We start from the raw sequence: 18,833 nt of genomic DNA on the forward strand, positions 1-18,833 counted from the left end.
TTATGATGCGATAAGGTTCTCATTTTATTTATTCCATCCTTTTTCCTTAAAGCGCGCAATGGCCTCAATTCGATTGCCAACATTTAATTTTTCTAAAATCGTTGAAATATAGTTACGAACCGTTCCAGCAGACAAAAACAGCTCTGCAGCAATTTCCTTTGTCGTCTTGCCCTCTGCCACAAGTGTCAGTACCTGACTCTCTCGCTCCGTCAAAGGGTTCTCACTATCATCTTCATAGACAAAATCAACGAGCTCTGGCGCATAAATACGTTTACCATCCATTATTGTACGGATTGCACTTACTAACTCCTCTATAGGGCTATCTTTTAATAAATAGCCTCTTACACTCGCTTTTCTAGCACGCTCGAAATAACCTGGTCTAGCAAATGTAGTTAAAATAATAACTTTACAATCTGAGCCAGTGCTATGTATTTCTTCTGCAGCGTCTAGTCCAGTTTTAACTGGCATTTCAATATCCATAATACAAATATCAGGTCGATGCTCTTCCACAAGCATCAATGCTTCCTCACCATTTTTTGCTAAGCCAACGACCTCCATATCCTCCTCCATACTAAGTAAAGAGCGAAGGGCGCCTAATAGCATCCCCTGATCTTCAGCAATCACAATTCGTATCATGTCACAATCCTCTTTTCTATATGTTCTTCAGATTGTCTTTGACATTCTGATGCGTAATAGCTACTGGGATAGTTACCGTTAATGTAGTGCCCTCAACACTTTCAATTTTAAAGGACCCATTAATAAACTCTAAACGTTCCCGCATTCCTTTCAATCCGTTACCAGTTCTCCATGCTTGTTTTTTCTTAATGCCTTGTCCGTTATCGCGCACTACTAAGTAAACTTCTTTAAAATTTTGATGGAAAGCAATTTCGCATTTTGTTGCCCCACTATGTTTAACAACATTATTAACCGCCTCTTTTAAGCACATAGATAAAACATTTTCTACAAGTGGTGGAACTTGCAATGCGTTTTTATCGCCCTCAAAGACAAACTCCATTTCAGCCGCCTTTAGTATTTGTGAAATACGCATTAACTCATCTTCAAATTTTGCCGTGCGCATATCTGACACTAATTCCCGAACCTCTTTTAAAGCAATACTTGCCGTCTGGCGTATATCCTTAATCTCAATCAAAGCCTGCTGAGGATCTCGTTCAATCAACCTAGAAGCTAGATCACTCTTCAAACCAATCATGGACAATTTTTGCCCTAATGTATCATGTAAATCTCGAGCTATCCGTTGTCGCTCCTCAAAAACAATTAACTCAGCAATCCGTTCATTGGCCGTTTCCAACTGCCCCTCTAAATTTTCACGTTTATTTTTGGAATAAATCGTTAACGGTAAAAGGACAACAGCTAAAATGGTTAACACAACAAAAGGTAGCTGCGATAAAAATAGGTGAAGCTCCACAAAAAAGCCAGCTCCGGTAGAAATAACTGTAAACCCAATATGTAGACCATACATAATATAAAAGCCGACGGGTCTTCGGATATTGCCAATAAAAAATGCTGTGAAAATGGATAGATACACATAGCCATATAAGATGGTCATGATAATATTGATGACCATTTCAAAGCTGATCCACATATAAACTAAACCGCTTTTCGAATTCATGGAAAATCGATAGAAAATAAAATAAAGCATTAAAAACGTAATCCCTATCGAGATTTCAATATAAGATGATTTCCTAAAAATGAAGAAAAACGGTAGGAAACAAAAAATAATCCACAAATATACACTGAGCATAGGACTATTCGGAATAATACTATGCCATTTCCTCAACATAATCTCACGCTCTTTCCTACTTTTCCCTTATTATAACAAGAAAATTAAATTTATGCCTGTACACGCTTTGACTAAGACTCTTCTCTTTACATAAAACAGCCATCTCCCTTGCAGAGATGGCTGTTATCAACTAAGCGGCAATACTGCCTCTTGCTTTGCGTTTTATAATTTCATTTACCTCTTTAAACGTAACAAATTTACCTTGTTCTTCATCATATAACTTGTAACGTAGTGATTCTAAACTTGTACGTAAAGTAATCGTAGTTGCCATGTGTAATGGCGGTGTTTCATTGTGTGCCTTTTCAAGATTATAGTTAGGTACACGAGGGGCTAAATGGTGAACATGATGGAAACCAATATTCCCTGTTACCCATTGTAAAATTTTTGGCAATTTATAATATGAGCTACCTTCTACTGCGGCTTTAACATAATCCCACTCAGAATCATGTTCAAAGTAAGAATCTTCATATGTGTGCTGAATGTAAAATAACCAAATTCCTAAAGAACCAGCAATAAATAAAGTAACGCCTTGCACTAATAAAAACGCTTGCCAGCCCATGAAGAAAATTAAAGCTGCACAAATTCCGACCATGACGATATTCGTTAAAATTGTGTTTAAACGTTCCTTCTTCTTAGCATCCTTACGATTAAAGCGATTTAAAACAAGTACCATATAAAGTGGGCCTAAACCAAACATCACAAATGGATTACGATAAAAGCGATACCATAGACGTTGACCTTTTGAGGCTTGCATATATTCTTCCACTGTCATCATATCAATATCACCAATACCACGCTTGTCTAAGTTTGAGCTTGTTGCATGGTGAATTGTATGCTCACGTTTCCATTTTTCATAGGGGAATGATGTTAGCACCCCAGTAAAAAATCCAACCCAGTCGTTTGCCTTTTTACTTTTGAAAAATGACCCGTGTGTACAATCGTGAAAAATAATAAAAGTTCGTACGACAAAACCTGCTGAAATGGCACTTAAGCCGACTGTTAGCCAAGGTGATACATCCACTAACAAGTAACCAGCCACCCATAATGCAATTAACGGAACAATTGTATTTATAATCTGAAAAACACTTTTACGCGTATCTGATTTAGCAAATGGCGCTACATCTTGGCGTAACTTTTTTGTTTTTTCTTTAATAGTTGCCATCTTTTACTCCCTCGTTTCTTTTTTTCTTATGACCTCATCATAAAACAAGAGTACAAGTCAGCAACAGACGCAAACATCACAAAAAGGATATGACATTTGTCATATCCTTTTATGATTTCGGTCCAGTCAAATGCAATTGATAGAACACAAGGTCTAGCCATTGCTCAAACTTATAACCTGCATTTTTGATTGTTCCCGCATATTCAAAACCTAATTTTTCATGTGCTTTAATACTACCAATGTTTTCTCCATCAATGCCAGCGACAAGCGTTTTCACACCATTTTCTTCAGCAATCGCTATCAGCTTGTGCATAAGCTTTGTCGCAATTCCTTTTTGATAATGCTCTTTATGCACATAGACAGAATGCTCCATTGTATATTGATAACCTGGATAAGGACGGAATTGACTATAGGTAGCAAAGCCAGCGACAAGCCCATTTTCCTCAAATACAAGCAAAGGATTATCTAATACTTGTTGCTCCTTAAACCATTGTACTTTTTCATCTAAAGTTTGTATATCATATCGATAGACCGCCTTGCTTGTTAAAATAATATCATTATAGATGTCCAAAACCTCAGGTATATCTTTTTCTTCCATGAATCGAATCATCCTGCTCACTTCCCTTAACCAAATTGTCATCATCCGCAATGAAATAGAGATAGACAGTCATAGCATTGACTATCTATCTCCTCCTATTATTATGCCTTAAACATTGAAGTAGCGAGCATCAGGATGAGCAAAAACGATTGCAGATACAGATGCTTCTGGCTCCATCATAAAGCCTTCTGTAAGATGAACGCCAATATCCTCGGGTTTTAATAAGCCGAATAGTTTTTCTTGATCCTCTAAGTTAGGACATGCAGGATAACCGAATGAAAAACGTTGTCCCTGATATTTTGCTGCAAAACGATCTCTCATAGTGAAATCTGTTGCATCAGGGAAGCCCCATTGGTCACGAATTTCCTGATGCATACGTTCAGCAAAGCCCTCTGCTAATTCTAATGCAGTCGATTGTAAGGCATGGCTTTCAAGGAATTTACCATCCTCTTTTAACTGGCGAGCTTTAGCCATAACTCCCTGACCTGCTGTTACTACCATGAGTGCAATATAGTCCATTTCACCGCTCTCTACTGTTTTTAAGAAATCTGCAAGACATAAAAATGGTTCAACTTGCTGACGAGGGAAGGTAAAACGTTCAATTTCTGTCTTACTATCAGCCGGATCATACACAACGACATCATCACCATCTGCTTGAGCAGGGAAAAATTGATACAAACCTGATGGCTTTAATAGATCACTTTTTAAATAATCATCTACTAAATCCTTTAGCTCTGTTGCTCTTGAATCGCCCGCATCAAGCAATTGCTGAACTTGCCCTTTCAAGCCTAAATGGTGTCCCAGTAATGTACGCATATTAACATAAGGATATAAATGCGATACAGAGTAGTCTTTTTTTACATGACGTCGTAAATCGGCTGGTAAAAATACTGGCGCTCCCTTTACTGTTCGTACAGGCTTTATTGTTACCTCTTTTGCGGGACGAGCAGCTCTTTTTTCATCGGCCTCTAAACGTTTTTGACGGGATTCTTCAATTTCTGCTAAGAAATTTGCACGTGTCCCCTCACCCATTAATAAATTAGCTTGCTCTAAGCCTTGCATGGCATCCTTTGAATAAATAACAGGACCGCCATATTCATCTGCAATTTTTGTTTCAGTAAAACGTCGAGAAAGTGCAGCTCCACCAACTAAAATAGGTACATCAATCCCCGCCTCTTTAAAATCCTGAGCAGTAATGACCATCTGTTGCGCTGATTTCACTAGTAAACCTGACAGCCCAATAAAGTCTGGTTTTTCCTTACGAATCGCTTCAATCAATTGGGCAGGCGTTACTTTAATGCCCAAATCGACAACCTTATAGCCATTATTACTTAATATAATATCAACAAGGTTTTTCCCAATATCGTGGACATCACCTTTTACGGTAGCAAGTACCATTTTCCCTTTACCAGCACTCTCTTCATCCTTCTCCATGAATTGCTCTAAATGAGCAACAGCGGCCTTCATTACACCTGCTGATTGTAAAACCTCCGCTACAATGAGCTGGTTATCATTAAATAATCGACCTACCTCAGCCATGCCCTCCATTAAAGGGCCATTAATAATATCCAACGGTGCCTCAAAGATTTCTCGTGCAGCATCTAAATCCTCTATTAGCCCTTCTTTGGTACCTTCTAATATATAGTAAGCTAAACGACCTTCAACCGTTTTCGGAATATCCGCTTCCGTTTTTTCCTTCTTTTTATCACGATAAAAATCTGTAAACACAGCTAATGTTTCATCATTTGTATTAAATAGCAAGTCATTTGCAAGTTTAATTTCCTCTTCAGGAATGGATGCATAACGCTCCAGTTTTTCTGTATTCACAATGGCATAATCTAAGCCTGCCTGTGTGCAATGATAGAGATAGACAGCATTCAGTACTTCACGGCCAACTGGTGGTAAACCAAATGAGATATTACTTACGCCAAGTACCGTCAATGTCTGCGGCAATTTTTCTTTGATGAGACGAATGCCTTCAATCGTTTCAAGGGCTGAACCAATATACTGTTCATCCCCAGTTCCTACAGGGAACATCAACGGGTCAAAAATGATATCCTCCGGTGCAAGTCCCCATTTCTCAGTTAATAGTTTATAGGAACGTTCAGCAATTTCAAGCTTGCGATGACGATCAACGGCCATTCCTATCTCATCTATGGTTCCAACTACCAATGAGGCTCCGTACTTCTTCACGAGTGGCATTACTGCATCAAATCGTTCTTCACCATCCTCAAGATTAATAGAGTTAATGATGGCTTTCCCTTGAGAAAACTTTAACGCTTCCTCAATAACTTTTTCATCAGTCGAGTCAATCACAAGAGGCACCTTAACCTTTTTTACAACCTCCTGCATAAATCCACGCATATCGGCTAATTCATCACGATCAGGGTTGGCTAAACAAATATCGATTACATGAGCACCATTTTTTACTTGTGCACGTGCAATCTCTGCTGCCTCCTCAAACTTTCCATCAATGATCAAATTCTTAAATTTACGAGAGCCGATAACATTTGTTCTCTCCCCGATAAATAACGGACGCATAGAATCGTCATACAATAAGGGTTCGATTCCCGATACCGCATGACCATGTGTTTTTTCAGGTAATTGTCGAGGTTGTTCATCTTTTAAAACCTCGCGAATGGCTGCAATATGAGCTGGAGTCGTTCCACAACATCCACCTACAATATTAAGCCAACCCTTATCTGCAAAACCTTTTAATTTTTGCGATAGCGATTCTGGTGATTCATGATAACATCCTTCTTCATCTGGTAAGCCTGCATTCGGGTAACAGCTAATATAGCCTGTTGAAAGCTCTGCTAATGAACGAATATGATCTGTCATAAACTCTGGTCCTGTCGCACAGTTTAGGCCAACTGATAATGGTTTAATATGCTCGATTGAAATATAAAAGGCATCAATTGTTTGCCCTGCAAGTGTCGTACCCATTGGTTCTATTGTTCCAGAAATCATGACTGGTAGTTCTTTTCCAGTTTCCTCAAAAGCACGCTTTACGCCTAGGGTGCCTGCTTTGACATTGAGCATATCCTGACTTGTTTCTAATAACAGAACGTCGGCTCCTGCCTCAATTAATGCCTTTGCCTGTACAAAGAAATTTTCCTCTAGCTCATCAAATGTAATACCACCTGTAACTGATAAGGTTTTTGTTGTTGGTCCCATAGCCCCTGCGACAAAACGTGGCCAATCCGATGTCGAATAACTATCCACTGCTTGGCGAGCAATTTCCACTGCACGCTTATTAATTTCTTCGGCTTTTGCGCCAAGATCATATTCATTTAACACAAGAGGCGTCCCACCAAATGTATTTGTACAAATAATATCTGCGCCTGCCTCTAAGTATTTGTGATGAATTTTCTCAATGACATCAGGTCTAGTAAGGACAAGATTTTCATTACAGCCATCAAGCTCCTCGCCACCAAAATCCTCTGCTGATAAATTTTCGTTTTGTAGCATTGTTCCCATTGCGCCATCAAGAATTAAAATACGTTTCTCTAGTTGCTCTTCAATCGAGTGCTTAGCCATGTATACTTACTCCTTTTTTCTGTTCATCCAATTGCTCTATATATTTCATCAACTCTAGGGTCACATCATAACGTAAAAACGGTGTAATAAGGTAAATACCATTGAAATATTGCGCAGCCACTTCTACTAATTCTTTGGCAATAGCAATTCCCTCCAATGTTGCCCGTTCCTTATCTTCCCCACATGCCTTCATTCTTGCTAAGGCATCTTCGGATAATTTGATACCTGGCACTTCATGATGTAAAAACTCAGCACTTTTATAACTCGTAACAGGCATAATGCCGATGTAAATTGGTGCTTGTAAATGCTTTGTTGCCTCATAAATTTCTACAATTTTTTCTTTCGTATATACTGGTTGAGAAATGAAGTAGTCTGCTCCATGCTCAATTTTCTTCTCTAAGCGTGTCACAGCACGATCTAACACACGGACATTTGGATTAAATGCAGCAGCAACTGAAAAATTTGCTTTTTTACGAAGTGGCTTGCCTGAGAAAGAAACCCCTTCATTTAACTGCTTAATTAATTGGATTAACTCCATTGAAGATACATCATAAACACTTGTCGCACCTGGGAAATCTCCAACTTTTGTTGGATCACCCGTAACGGCCAACACGTCATGAATACCTAAAGCATTTAATCCCATTAAATGCGATTGTAGACCAATTAAATTACGGTCTCGACATGTAATATGTGTTAGTGGGCGTACACCGTGTGTACTCTTTAACAATGCTCCCATTGCAATATTGCTAATACGTGGAGAGGCCAGTGAATTGTCTGCCATCATGACTACATCTGCACCTGCATCATACAGTTGCTTTGCTCCTTCAAGGAACCCATCAATCTCTAAATGTCTAGGTGTATCCAATTCTACTATGACAGAGCGTTCACGTTTTACTTTTTCATGAAGAGGCTCATACTTTGGTGGCTCTGCTTCACGAACAATCTCAATCTTTTCAGGTTTCGCATGCTTCTCCTGAACCGGTGATAACTCTTCTAAATACTTCTTTGCTGCTGCAATATGTTTCGGTGTCGTACCACAGCAGCCCCCTATTAAGCGTACGCCTTGATCACGTAATTCGACAGCCGCTCGACCAAAATAATCCGATTCTGATTCATAAACGACACGTCCATCTTCTAAGTCAAGAAGTGAGGCATTCGGATAGGCAGACATAAATGCCTTGTTAGGAAGTTCTACACCTTCAAATGCTTGAATCGTATGATGTGGACCTAGTCGACAATTGACACCCACGATATCTGCACCGAGTGTTTCTAGCTCATGCAGGGCATTATTTAAAGACATTCCATTTTGTAAAACACCAGGCTCATGCATAGATACTTGTGCAATAATCGGTAAATTTGTTTTTGCACGTAGCATCTTTAAGGTTGCAGTTAATTCTTCAAAATCATAATAGGTTTCGAGTAAAAGGCCGTCTGGATTTCCTGCAAGTAAAACATTTGCTTGCTCTTCAACTGTCGCTAATATTTCATCTAATGTTGCATCACTTTTACGAATTCCTCGAATACCTCCAATTGTCCCTAAGACAAATTGACCGCCATCTGCCGCTGCTCGTTTTGCAATGGTAATAGCCGCTTCATTAAATTGTTGGACCCGTGATTCTAATCCATAGCGAGCTAATTTAATGGCATTTGCACCGTACGTATTCGTTTGAATGATGTCAGCACCAGCTGCAATATATTCTCTATGAATCTTTTCAATTAACTCAGGTCTCTGAACATTCATTTCCTCATGGCAATACTCCAATCCATAGCCATATAGCACTGTGCCTATTGCACCGTCTGCTGTCAATACATGCGTTTTTAACCTTTCAAGCAATCCCATAAAACTAGCCTCTCTTCCTATGTCTCTATATAATAATAAAAAGCCTTCTTTCATAAAAAAAGAAGGCTTTAACGATTCATCATTGTTGTTCCTTCTCATCTTCGACTCAACGGTCTTCTGGATTTAGCACCTGACAATAAAGTTGGTTGCTGAAGCTTCAATGGGCCAGTCCCTCTGCTTCTCTTGATAAGAATTAAGTATGAATTTTTTAAATAATTAAAAGAATCATATCGTTTACTGACGAATGAGTCAAGACTATTTCACATAACAAAGTTTTTTTCCACTTAAAACCTTAGAAATTGGCAAGTTCCTTCGCAAGCTCTTCACCAATTTTTTTCCCGTTTTGAATGCAAGCGCCGATACCTACGCCAAAATATGAGCACCCAGCAATCGATAAATGTGGATACTTTTCATGTAATTCCTGTAGTAATCCTTGTAACGCTTCACGATGAGCTAGATCATATTTAGGCATTTGATCAATCCATTTTGTTACATTCACAACTGTTGGCTGTTCCTCAATTCCTAGGCTTTTTCTCACGTCCTCTAAAGCTACAGCTGCCAATTCCTCATCCGTCATGGCACGTAGTTGCTCATAGGCTGGATTGATGCTCTTATAAAAGAGTCGTACAAGTAATTTATGTTCTTTCGATGTATGCTTCCATTTACGACTCGTCCAGGTTGCTGCATTACAAGTAACATCCGAATTATGCGAAACAATATAGCCCGTTCCATCTGCTGGCAATCTAGAGTCTGGCACATCAAAGCCTAAATAGATGGTAATGGCTGACGCTGTGGTAAATTGGTCAAAATAGCGGTTTAAAGATTCATCCTGTAGTAGATTTTGAACAGCATCATTCGGTAATGCTAAAACGACAAAATCTGTCTCAATATTTTCACCATTAGCTAAGGAAATTGTGTAGTTTTTATCTTGTTTTTGAACATTTAGAGTAGTAACGCCCTTGATGATTTCTACATCTGATAATGTTTGTTCAAGTCGATCAATTAAAGAAGATAAACCATTTTTAAAGGATATAAATTTTTTGTTCGCTGCTTTAACAAATTGCTCACGATTCGCATCAAAACCTTTAATAATACTTCCATAATTATTCTTATAATCAATTAAATACGGTAAAGTAGAGCCAATGGAAAGCTGATGTAAATCTCCTGAATAAACACCTGCAAGTACTGGTGCAATTTGATTTTTCACCAGTTCTTCCCCTAAATAGTAAGTTAAAAATTCTCCTATTGAACTTTCCTTTGTGAAGCCGTTGTTTGGTAATGTTAAATCCTTTAACGCTTCTTTCTTTCCTTGCTCTGAAATAAGTGTACTTTCTTCTAAGGATGCCAAACTCATCGGTATACCAAATGTTGAATCTGTTGGTATAGCGTGTAACTCATTATTCGTATAAATATAAGAAATACCTGTTTCGTTGTAAACTAGCTCCGCTTCAAAATCAAGCTCCTGTACGAGTTCCATAACGCCTTGATGACGGGCTACAATAGAATCAGCACCTGTTTCCATAATGAAGCCTTGTTCATGTGCTGAATATAATTTGCCTCCTAAATATGTATTTTTTTCTACAAGCACTAGACGAACATCTAAATTATTCTCCTTCACTTGACGTTGTAAATAATGCATTGTACATAGTCCTGTAATTCCGCCGCCTAAAACAACAACTGTTTTCATAGTAACCGCCCCTATTTTTAGTTCTTTCTACAGTATAATCTTTTTTTCATTGAAAATTACGTTAAACCCTTTACAAATTTAGCAAAAATAGAGCTATTTCATCAGTGAAATAGCTCTCCTTAGTGTTGAAAAACAAAACAGTCAATTGAAAGGTAGAAATGGATTTCCGTTGCAGTCTACTTGCTTTCCTGTGGGCGAGCGCCGAATCGCTTCCTCCGCTACCGCTCCGTGCAGGGTTTCGCCTGTCTCGCTATCCCACGGGAGTCAAGTAGCCTTCCACTTCAACCCACTAACTTTTTAGCAAAGGTTTTCAAATAAAGTGAAGGTGCTCACTACTCTTTATGAAGAGGTGTTGTCACGCATCACTTCTCCACACTGAAAATAAGAGCTTATCCCCGCTAAGAATACAGATAATAGGCGATTTGATCGCTATGCTACTATGAAAAAAAGTAAAGACACTTTGCAGAATGGATGATTGGAGTGGAGCCAGCGTCACTCCTAGGGGATTTAGCGTCACAGAGGAGACCCTGGAACGAACGGAAGTGAGTGAAGCGGCTCCTCGGACGCCCCCTGGAAAGGACGCTGGCGGAACGGAAATCAACCCCTCACCCTGCAAAGTTGCCTTTTCTGCCGTTGACATCCTCTTTTTTCAACAACATGTAGAGCTATTTCATCAGTGAAATAGCTCTTGCTTTCTGAATCTCTAAAAGATCCATCCTCTATTGCAATATTTACACAACAAACATTTTAATAGGTACTATAGTGTTTAATACTTCTAAAAATACAAATAGATGTAAATGTTAGTAGTCTATCCTTTTAAATTTTGCGCAAAGTTCGCTAATTTTTCTGCTGAATTCGTTACCTCAGTAAATGAAGTGCCTAATTCACTTAATATGCCTACAATTGCTTGTATTTTCGTTGCCATACAATCATTTTGATCTTTTGCTTCTGTCATGGCTCCCAATATACTCGTAAATTGACCTTCAGTTTGTAACATATTTTCCTCACCAGCTGCTACTTCATCTTGAATATTTGTCAAAGAATGCTCTAATTTCTCGGTTCGTTCACCCGTTTTTTTCAATAACAAAGCAACCGCTGTAACTGATTCTTTTGTTTGAATCGATAATTTACGCACTTCGTCAGCCACTACACTAAAGCCCTTCCCTGCTTCCCCAGCGCGTGCTGCTTCAATTGCAGCATTCAAAGCCAACAGATTCGTTTGATTCGCAATATTGGTCACAACACTCATGATTGTTTCCATTTCCCTAGACATACCTGATAATTGTTCAATATTTTCTTCTATATCATGAAGAGAATGAATAATATTGAGCATATTTTGTGATTGATTTTTTAAACGTTCGCGACCCTCAAGTGCTTGATTTTCAGCCAATGTAGACACTTCGAGTGATTTTTTGGCCAATTGTTTAATTTCGTCAGATTGTTTGCTTAAGCAGCAAAATGAATCATTTGTTTCCTGCGAGATTGTTGCAAGAGCTTCCGAAGAATCTACAATTTGTCGTTCAATCGCATCTTTTTCATGCACCATTTTTTCCTTCAGCTGTTCCACCGTGTTTTCAAAAGCTTCTAAAACAAGTTGTTGCTCAAAATTACAAATTTTCGATATAGCTCTGATCGTATTGAATTGATCTTGTGGAAACTCTATATTTTTTTCGACTAAATCAATAAATGATATCGATAAATCTTGGAATGCACAGATATACCACTGTGTTCTAAGCCCAATGTGGACATGCACCTTTGCAATCTTTACACGTCTTTGGTAATACAACTCATCAATGGTTCCGTTAAACATTTCAATAATATGCTGCCGTAATGTTACTTTAAGCTTTTCTACAGAACTATGATGACTAATAATATCTACCAAATGATGCTCTGTTCCTATCATGTTGTAAAAACGGTTTACGATGTGATCTACATTGTCCATAACATATGGCTGGAAAGCTTTTAAATATTGTAAGTCTTTCTTCGTTAAGTTCAGCATATCAATTTGCTTCGCCATTGATTGGCGAGAAGACAAATCCATTTTCACTGTGTATTGCTGTAAATCCAATACCTTCGTCTTTCTCTGTTTTTGAAAAATCACACATCTTCCCTCTTTCATTCCGTTTACTTTCATCAGGCTGAGAAACATCAAATCCCTTTTAACATATTGATGAATACATGAAAAAATACCGATAAAATAACTTTGGCCAGATTTAATGGTTACATCGGTTCGTACAATTTCAAATGACACACTGCCTCCAAAAGTGTGTCGAGTACCCATTTGTTCAATCCTCATAAGGTCATTTGTTCTCAACAAACAGATATAGTCACTACATGACTAGCAGTAAATTTATTTACGTATGCTTCTTTTCAAAATCACTCATATACATTAATCATTTTATAAATGGCTGTCAATCTTATTAATACCATTATTTTACATAAAATGTATAAAAAGTCCTTGTTGTTAAATAAACCGTACTAAACAATAAAAAAGCTACCACAATACTATTCGGTAGCTTTTTTAACCATTTTTTTGTTTATTATGCTTACTTGTTTTATATTTATTCTATTTTTTTATTGGTTATCTTTAATTTTCACTATATTAATATTTTTTACCCTCAACTAACATCTATCTACATACCCATAAACAGTAGTCATTACAAGACTAAAAGACCCATTCGCTACTGCTGTATAAATCATTCTAAAAACCTATACTTTTTAACACTAAATTTACAAACCTTTAAGTTCCTGTAATATTTTAGCCGCTTCTTCGGAGCCAGCATCTGCTGCGAGTCCATACCATTTGATAGCTTCTTTCAGATTTCTATCTATTCCTTTATCTTTATTGAAAATATGTCCTAATTGTAACTTGGCATCCACATCCCCTTGAAGGGCAGCCTGCTTAAACCAATGAATACCTTTTTCAATATTGCGTATTCCTGTTAGACCATTACTCCATATATAGCCTAAATCATAAAAGGCATCTACATGATATTGTTCCGCAGCTCTTTCATACCAAAATAGTCCACGATTGACATCTTTCGCTTGACCTAAGCGCCCCTCTAAATAAATTCCACCAAGTCGATATTGTGCTTCGACATACCCTGCCTCAGCTGATTTTTTATAGGCATTAAAAGCTGCTTCCACATCTATCTCAACGCCTAACCCCTGCTCATAAATAATGCCTAACGTAAACATTGCCTCTGCCACATTCTTTTTTGCAGCATAGTCAAACCATTTTTTTGCTAATGTATAATTCGTTGGTACGCCCTCGCCATTAAAGTACATATCCGCTAAATTATTGGCGGCATCCGCATGTCCCTGTAAAGCCGCTTTTTCATAGTATGAAAAGGCAAGGGAATAATTCTCCTCCATACCTATGCCCCCAAAGCAAAAATTCCCCATCACATATTGAGCATCTGCATTTCCTTGAGCTGCTGCTAGCTCAAACCATTTCAATGATTTTTCTGGTTGAAAATGTTTACCCTCTCTAGAATTATAATATTCTCCCAGTTGATATTGTGCATCTCCATCCTGCTCTTCAACCGCCTCTTTATACAAATCAATAATGACCTCATGATCTAAATCCTCTTCATCTAAAATAGCGATTTGTTCATCTTGATGGCAAAAGTACCACTCGACAATATCAAGCACATCATCTACTACTTCTATACTGTTTTTTAACTTTTCTAGCGAAGAAATTTGCCAGATAAGTATATAGATAGGCTGGGATATGGCATCACGTAAGACATCATCATATTCTGCTAACAGCGTTAATACATTCTCCTGTATGGATTGAGATTGTGCTGTATGGACAATCTGCAAATGGCGCTGTTGCTGTTCTTTTAATAGCCCCCGCACTACTTGATACAGAATTTTCTGCAAGGCTGTTAGGTTAATTTCAGCGAATGTAAGTAATTTTATATTTTGAGCAAACCATGGATCTTCTGTTTGTGTAAGATTTTGTAGGGAATCTATTCGTTCTTTATTTCGCTTGGCTAAAATTTGCTCGTACATTATTTTCCTCCCTTGCACACTATGTAAAAAAACTGCCTTGCCACTATTATATGGAAGACAGTTGAAGTTTGGTTACACATATGCTCTCAATAGTAAGCCTACGAATAGCGTAATAATTAAAAATACTGTGATATGGGTCCATTTATACATTACTAATAAACCTATAAATTCTCGCGTAAATGCATTGGGAACATAGTAAAAAGCTGTCTTTGAGCCAACGCCCTCGGCATCTAATGCTGCTTTCCTAGCATAAATACTTGCGCGAAACACATGAAAATTATTCGTAACAAAAATGGAACGATACTTCTCTTCAGGAGAATGGTGGTCCATCATTTTCTTTGAAAAGATCATATTTTGTTCTGTATTGGCTGAACGATCTTCCATTAGAATCTTGTCAGTCGGAATATGATGAACTTCTATTAAGTATTGTTTCATTGCAAATGCTTCTGATACCTTTTCATCATTTCCTTGACCGCCAGAGACAATGATAAAAGGCTTCTTCGCATACTTTATATATTGCTTTACTGCTTCATCTAAGCGACTTGCTAAAAGCGGAGGTACTCTATCGCCAATTAACCCTGAGCCTAATGCAATGATGTAATTTGGTTCATAACGTATAGGTGTAAAATGATACAATGTCGCATAAGCAAGGACACTAGTATATAAGAACATTGTATAGCCAAAAATCAAAAACGCATAGAAGAAAAGAATATGCCAAAATACATTTTCAATTTGAATAAAAATGACAAATACATACCATATCATCATAATAACAAAACTTAGCCCCAATATGGCTAACATTAAATTACGAAATTTACGCCCTTCCTTTTCTAATAATACTTTACTATTGAAAAACATGGCTATCGATAAAATAAACATAATGCTTGGAAAGCTTCCTAATATAATAAATATCCCCATTTCAGAAATAATTCCCTGATTATTTGGCAGCAATAAAGGATAATGAATAATAAGCGCTCTGACAATATATATACCTATCAGACCAAGAGCTACCGCGTTGAGGAAGCGCCTTTTTTCTGTTAAGTACAAAATGATAAAAATGGTGATGAAGATTGATAAAGTTAGTAGCATCGTTTCACTCCTTTCTATTGCATAATTTCCACAATCATTACATCTGCCACTATTTGTTCATATTTTTTGATATAGCTCAATTATTGAAAGCGTTTGTTTTATTTTTTAATATAGTTCATGTAATATTACTATATAAGAACTAGTTTATGATTAAATTCAAAATTATATTGGAGGAATGTATGTAATGAAAAAAATTCTTGCCGCTCTTTTTGCAGCGACACTGATATTTTCAACTGTTGGTGCAACATTATTTATTACTGATACACCAACGGCAGAAGCAAAATCGTATAAATCGGGTAAAAAAGGCTTCTCTAACAACAATAATAGCTCGAATATCCAAAAATCGAAGGATACTTCTAAAGATCAAAACAATGCAACAACAAATAAAAACAACTCAACATCTACTAATAAAGCAGATACTACTAAAAAAGGTGGCTTTTTCTCAGGCGGTCTGATGAAAGGATTAATGCTTGGTGGACTTGCTGGTTTATTATTCGGTAGTCTATTTGGTGGTATGGGGATATTGGGGAATATTTTAGGTTTACTTATTAACGTGGCAGCAATTGCGGTTATTGTAATGCTTGTTGTAAAAATAATGAATATGTTTAAAGATAAAAAGCGCAAAGAGGAAGCACAATGGCACAAATAATCAACGAACAAGATATTATTAATGCTATTTGTTTATCTCAAGCCTATTATCAAAACATTCGCCCAGAGGATGTTCTTGTTGAATTGACTTACGAAGATGACGCAGGCTTTGGTGCAGAGGTTGAAGTTAATGGTCAAATAGAAGTGCTTAATACAGCAGCCATGATTGGTGCCTTACGTGTTTGGATCAAGGATGTTTTGCATGGTGATCCATTCTCGACAGGGATTGAGCTTGTTTTAGATGACGAAGAAGGCATTATTGCCAAACTATCATAAAAAATAGCAGTACAATGAATCGTCCAAAAGATTCATTGTACTGCTATTTTACTTTTTCAAACGTTTTTTAACCTCTTCTTTTTCTTCCTCATTAAGAGAAAAATCTACGATAGAGCGGCCCAGCATTAATAACATGATAAACATGACTCCTGTACCAACAATTAAATAGATCATTGTAAATACTTTAGAATAAGCTGTTGTTGGGTATAGCCCTGTTTCTACACCTGTTGGAATCAAGCTCACTACAGCAAAATACATGGCATCCAACCAGTACCACCCTTCTGTCCCCTTGTAGAATAGAGTTCCTGATAGAATGATTAAGAATAGTGTAGTAAATAATGATATGAACTGTGGACGTTTAAAGGACCTCCACAAACCTTTTACTAATCTTTTAGCAGATAATATAAATGACAGCATCCCATTCTCCTTTATCGATGGACGTTCAACAGCATAGTTAGACTATACTTCGTTTTTTACGAAAACGTCAAAAGGTAGAGGTGACACTCCCCCTACCTTTTAATTATTATTGAATGAGGTGCTGACTAAGGTTTGTAAATATTTTAGCTGCTTGACCTCTTGTTGTGACAGCCTCTGGTAAGAACTTCTCTCCATCCCCTGTCACGATTCCTAACTCATACAGCATTGTGATTGCACGTTTTGTTTCTGCATTATATGAAGCTACATCTGCAAATGGCACATCACCTTTTGCAATATACGGCTGATTAAATTGCTGCTCATAGGCGCGATGAATCATTAAAGCTAATTGAGCACGTGTCACAGGCTGTCCAGGTTTAAATTTTCCACCCGTTCCCTTGATAAGACCATGTACATATGCAGCCGCAATTTCTGACTGTGTTGCTGCATCATAATTTGTAATATCAGTAAATGGTGCTTTTTCTTCTGTAGTTAAGCCTAAACTTCTTACAAGAATAGCTGCAGCTTGGGCACGTGTAACACTACTCTCAGGTCTAAATGTCCCATCTGTATAGCCATTCATTATACCCGTATCTGCTGCTTTTTGAATATAGTCTTTTGCCCAATGATTCTGTGTATCTGTAAAACTTACTGTTCCTTTCGTAGTGAAAGTAACTGTAGGATTTTGAACACTTTCATTACCAGCAGCATCGATTGCTTTGATGGATACATTGTAGGCTGTATTTTCTGTTAAATCTTCGAGCGTAATCGTAGTAGTATCAGCACTTAATGTTGAAGTTAATTTTCCATTCACATAGACATTGTAATTTGCCACGCCTACATTATCTGTCGCTTCTTGCCAACTAACCTCTACCGTTGTACGATCTTTTATTTCTACTCCAATAGCCTGCGTTACATCCCATAAAGAGCTTGTTTTAATGATTGGTAAAAATGCTTCATTTGCTACCGCTAAATAACCAGCTTCACTTAAATGAATATTTTCTGGGTTTGGTAGATAGTTAGCAACATCCTTTGCAACAACATCATATGTAGGAACAAAAATAGCGCCTGCTTTTTCAGTCGTTGTTTTGATTGTTGAATTCAATGTAGCTAATAACAGTTTAAATTGATTTTGTAAGCTCTCACTATAGTATGGGAAGGAATTATAATAGCCCATCACATATACTTCAGCTTGTGGATTAATCTTTTTGATTTCAGATAGAATAGTAGCAATGTTCGATACAGCTTCTTTAGAAGCTTTTATGATAGCCACAGTGTCAATGCCCGTTGCTTGAGATTCTTTTAATATTGGCAATAAATCATTTGCTCCAGCTGTTAATGTGATGATTTCAGCTTCTTTAATAGAAGCTCGTAACTTTGCTTGTTCCTTTGTATAACCGAAACCAGTCACTGTTTTTGCTACATCATTTTGTAGATCTGCTAAAACATTTTTAGTTGTGTAGCCTGACATAGCAAAGCCCTTATTAAAAGAAGTAAGGAAACCATCTTGCTGTAAAGCCTGTGCAATAAAATCGGTATAACCTAATCCAATTACACCTACTTCATTCATCCCATGCGCTAATGAATCACCAAGTGCAACATAATCGGTCTGTACAACCCAACTTGGTGCTATGTGGTCACCTTGTATTTCTTCTGCATTAGCTGCTACAGGTATAGCTAATTGCAAAGCCAATATACTTGAGGCTAAAAAACGAAATTTCTTTGATAATCGCATTTACTCTCTCCTCCACTTATAAAATA

At 37.4% G+C, this 18,833-nt stretch carries 14 protein-coding genes and 1 riboswitch; of the genes, 2 read left to right on the forward strand and 12 right to left on the reverse strand.

Annotated elements, in window-relative coordinates; translation table 11 throughout:
- Positions 1–24: 24 nt before the first annotated feature.
- The 10 genes from MHB65_RS21750 to MHB65_RS21795 form a co-directional block, all read right to left on the reverse strand.
- On the reverse strand, positions 25–636 hold the full coding sequence (locus tag MHB65_RS21750) for a response regulator transcription factor (RefSeq protein ID WP_205445782.1): 612 nt from the start codon (positions 634–636) through the stop codon (positions 25–27).
- 16 nt (positions 637–652) lie between these two features.
- Positions 653–1,660, reverse strand: coding sequence for a sensor histidine kinase (locus MHB65_RS21755; RefSeq protein WP_342441690.1), 1,008 nt, complete (start codon positions 1,658–1,660; stop codon positions 653–655).
- A gap of 271 nt (positions 1,661–1,931) precedes the next feature.
- Positions 1,932–2,963: a fatty acid desaturase gene (locus tag MHB65_RS21760; RefSeq protein ID WP_205445786.1), complete on the reverse strand. Its 1,032-nt coding sequence runs from the start codon at positions 2,961–2,963 to the stop codon at positions 1,932–1,934.
- Positions 2,964–3,072: 109 nt separating this feature from the next.
- Positions 3,073–3,573 carry an N-acetyltransferase family protein gene (locus tag MHB65_RS21765; RefSeq protein ID WP_342441691.1) on the reverse strand — a complete coding sequence of 167 codons (501 nt, stop codon included), beginning with the start codon at positions 3,571–3,573 and terminating at the stop codon, positions 3,073–3,075.
- A gap of 96 nt (positions 3,574–3,669) precedes the next feature.
- Entirely contained in the window at positions 3,670–7,101 is a 3,432-nt protein-coding gene (gene metH / locus MHB65_RS21770; protein ID WP_342441692.1) for a methionine synthase, read from the reverse strand.
- Positions 7,094–8,941 carry a bifunctional homocysteine S-methyltransferase/methylenetetrahydrofolate reductase gene (locus tag MHB65_RS21775; protein WP_205445791.1) on the reverse strand — a complete coding sequence of 616 codons (1,848 nt, stop codon included), beginning with the start codon at positions 8,939–8,941 and terminating at the stop codon, positions 7,094–7,096. Before MHB65_RS21775 ends, metH begins: the two co-directional genes overlap by 8 nt.
- 92 nt (positions 8,942–9,033) lie before the next feature.
- A riboswitch (SAM riboswitch) is annotated at positions 9,034–9,134 on the reverse strand.
- A 99-nt stretch (positions 9,135–9,233) separates the two neighbouring features.
- On the reverse strand, positions 9,234–10,628 hold the full coding sequence (locus MHB65_RS21780) for a protoporphyrinogen oxidase (RefSeq protein ID WP_342441693.1): 1,395 nt from the start codon (positions 10,626–10,628) through the stop codon (positions 9,234–9,236).
- 808 nt (positions 10,629–11,436) lie between these two features.
- A complete protein-coding gene (locus tag MHB65_RS21785) occupies positions 11,437–12,729 on the reverse strand; it encodes a globin-coupled sensor protein (RefSeq protein WP_342441694.1) in 1,293 nt (430 codons plus the stop codon).
- 629 nt (positions 12,730–13,358) lie between these two features.
- Complete coding sequence (locus MHB65_RS21790; RefSeq protein ID WP_342441695.1) at positions 13,359–14,645, reverse strand: tetratricopeptide repeat protein; 1,287 nt, start codon at positions 14,643–14,645, stop codon at positions 13,359–13,361.
- Positions 14,646–14,717: 72 nt separating this feature from the next.
- Positions 14,718–15,734 carry a YdcF family protein gene (locus MHB65_RS21795; protein ID WP_342441696.1) on the reverse strand — a complete coding sequence of 339 codons (1,017 nt, stop codon included), beginning with the start codon at positions 15,732–15,734 and terminating at the stop codon, positions 14,718–14,720.
- A gap of 184 nt (positions 15,735–15,918) precedes the next feature.
- On the opposite strand from MHB65_RS21795, the gene MHB65_RS21800 reads away from it, so the two are divergent.
- Positions 15,919–16,383, forward strand: a complete 465-nt coding sequence (locus tag MHB65_RS21800; protein ID WP_205445799.1) for a hypothetical protein — start codon at positions 15,919–15,921, stop codon at positions 16,381–16,383.
- Positions 16,371–16,658 carry a DUF2653 family protein gene (locus MHB65_RS21805; RefSeq protein ID WP_004224435.1) on the forward strand — a complete coding sequence of 96 codons (288 nt, stop codon included), beginning with the start codon at positions 16,371–16,373 and terminating at the stop codon, positions 16,656–16,658. The genes MHB65_RS21800 and MHB65_RS21805 overlap by 13 nt, the downstream gene beginning before the upstream one ends.
- 48 nt (positions 16,659–16,706) lie before the next feature.
- Here MHB65_RS21805 and MHB65_RS21810 read toward each other — a convergent pair whose 3' ends face one another.
- A complete protein-coding gene (locus tag MHB65_RS21810; protein ID WP_342441697.1) occupies positions 16,707–17,075 on the reverse strand; it encodes an ion channel in 369 nt (122 codons plus the stop codon).
- 106 nt (positions 17,076–17,181) lie between these two features.
- A complete protein-coding gene (locus tag MHB65_RS21815; protein WP_342441698.1) occupies positions 17,182–18,807 on the reverse strand; it encodes an S-layer homology domain-containing protein in 1,626 nt (541 codons plus the stop codon).
- Positions 18,808–18,833 lie beyond the last annotated feature (26 nt).

It is taken from the genome of Lysinibacillus sp. FSL K6-0075 (genome assembly GCF_038592945.1).
Lineage (GTDB): Bacteria > Bacillota > Bacilli > Bacillales_A > Planococcaceae > Lysinibacillus > Lysinibacillus fusiformis_F.

What these genes read in the sequence shown, in the direction of transcription:
- MHB65_RS21750 (WP_205445782.1), bottom strand. Translation starts at nt 636, where the DNA reads ATGATACGAATTGTGATTGCTGAAGATCAGGGGATGCTATTAGGCGCC.
- MHB65_RS21755 (WP_342441690.1), bottom strand. Translation starts at nt 1,660, where the DNA reads ATGCTTTATTTTATTTTCTATCGATTTTCCATGAATTCGAAAAGCGGT.
- MHB65_RS21760 (WP_205445786.1), bottom strand. Translation starts at nt 2,963, where the DNA reads ATGGCAACTATTAAAGAAAAAACAAAAAAGTTACGCCAAGATGTAGCG.
- MHB65_RS21765 (WP_342441691.1), bottom strand. Translation starts at nt 3,573, where the DNA reads ATGATTCGATTCATGGAAGAAAAAGATATACCTGAGGTTTTGGACATC.
- metH (WP_342441692.1), bottom strand. Translation starts at nt 7,101, where the DNA reads ATGGCTAAGCACTCGATTGAAGAGCAACTAGAGAAACGTATTTTAATT.
- MHB65_RS21775 (WP_205445791.1), bottom strand. Translation starts at nt 8,941, where the DNA reads ATGGGATTGCTTGAAAGGTTAAAAACGCATGTATTGACAGCAGACGGT.
- MHB65_RS21780 (WP_342441693.1), bottom strand. Translation starts at nt 10,628, where the DNA reads ATGAAAACAGTTGTTGTTTTAGGCGGCGGAATTACAGGACTATGTACA.
- MHB65_RS21790 (WP_342441695.1), bottom strand. Translation starts at nt 14,645, where the DNA reads ATGTACGAGCAAATTTTAGCCAAGCGAAATAAAGAACGAATAGATTCC.
- MHB65_RS21795 (WP_342441696.1), bottom strand. Translation starts at nt 15,734, where the DNA reads ATGCTACTAACTTTATCAATCTTCATCACCATTTTTATCATTTTGTAC.
- MHB65_RS21800 (WP_205445799.1), top strand. Translation starts at nt 15,919, where the DNA reads ATGAAAAAAATTCTTGCCGCTCTTTTTGCAGCGACACTGATATTTTCA.
- MHB65_RS21805 (WP_004224435.1), top strand. Translation starts at nt 16,371, where the DNA reads ATGGCACAAATAATCAACGAACAAGATATTATTAATGCTATTTGTTTA.
- MHB65_RS21810 (WP_342441697.1), bottom strand. Translation starts at nt 17,075, where the DNA reads ATGCTGTCATTTATATTATCTGCTAAAAGATTAGTAAAAGGTTTGTGG.
- MHB65_RS21815 (WP_342441698.1), bottom strand. Translation starts at nt 18,807, where the DNA reads ATGCGATTATCAAAGAAATTTCGTTTTTTAGCCTCAAGTATATTGGCT.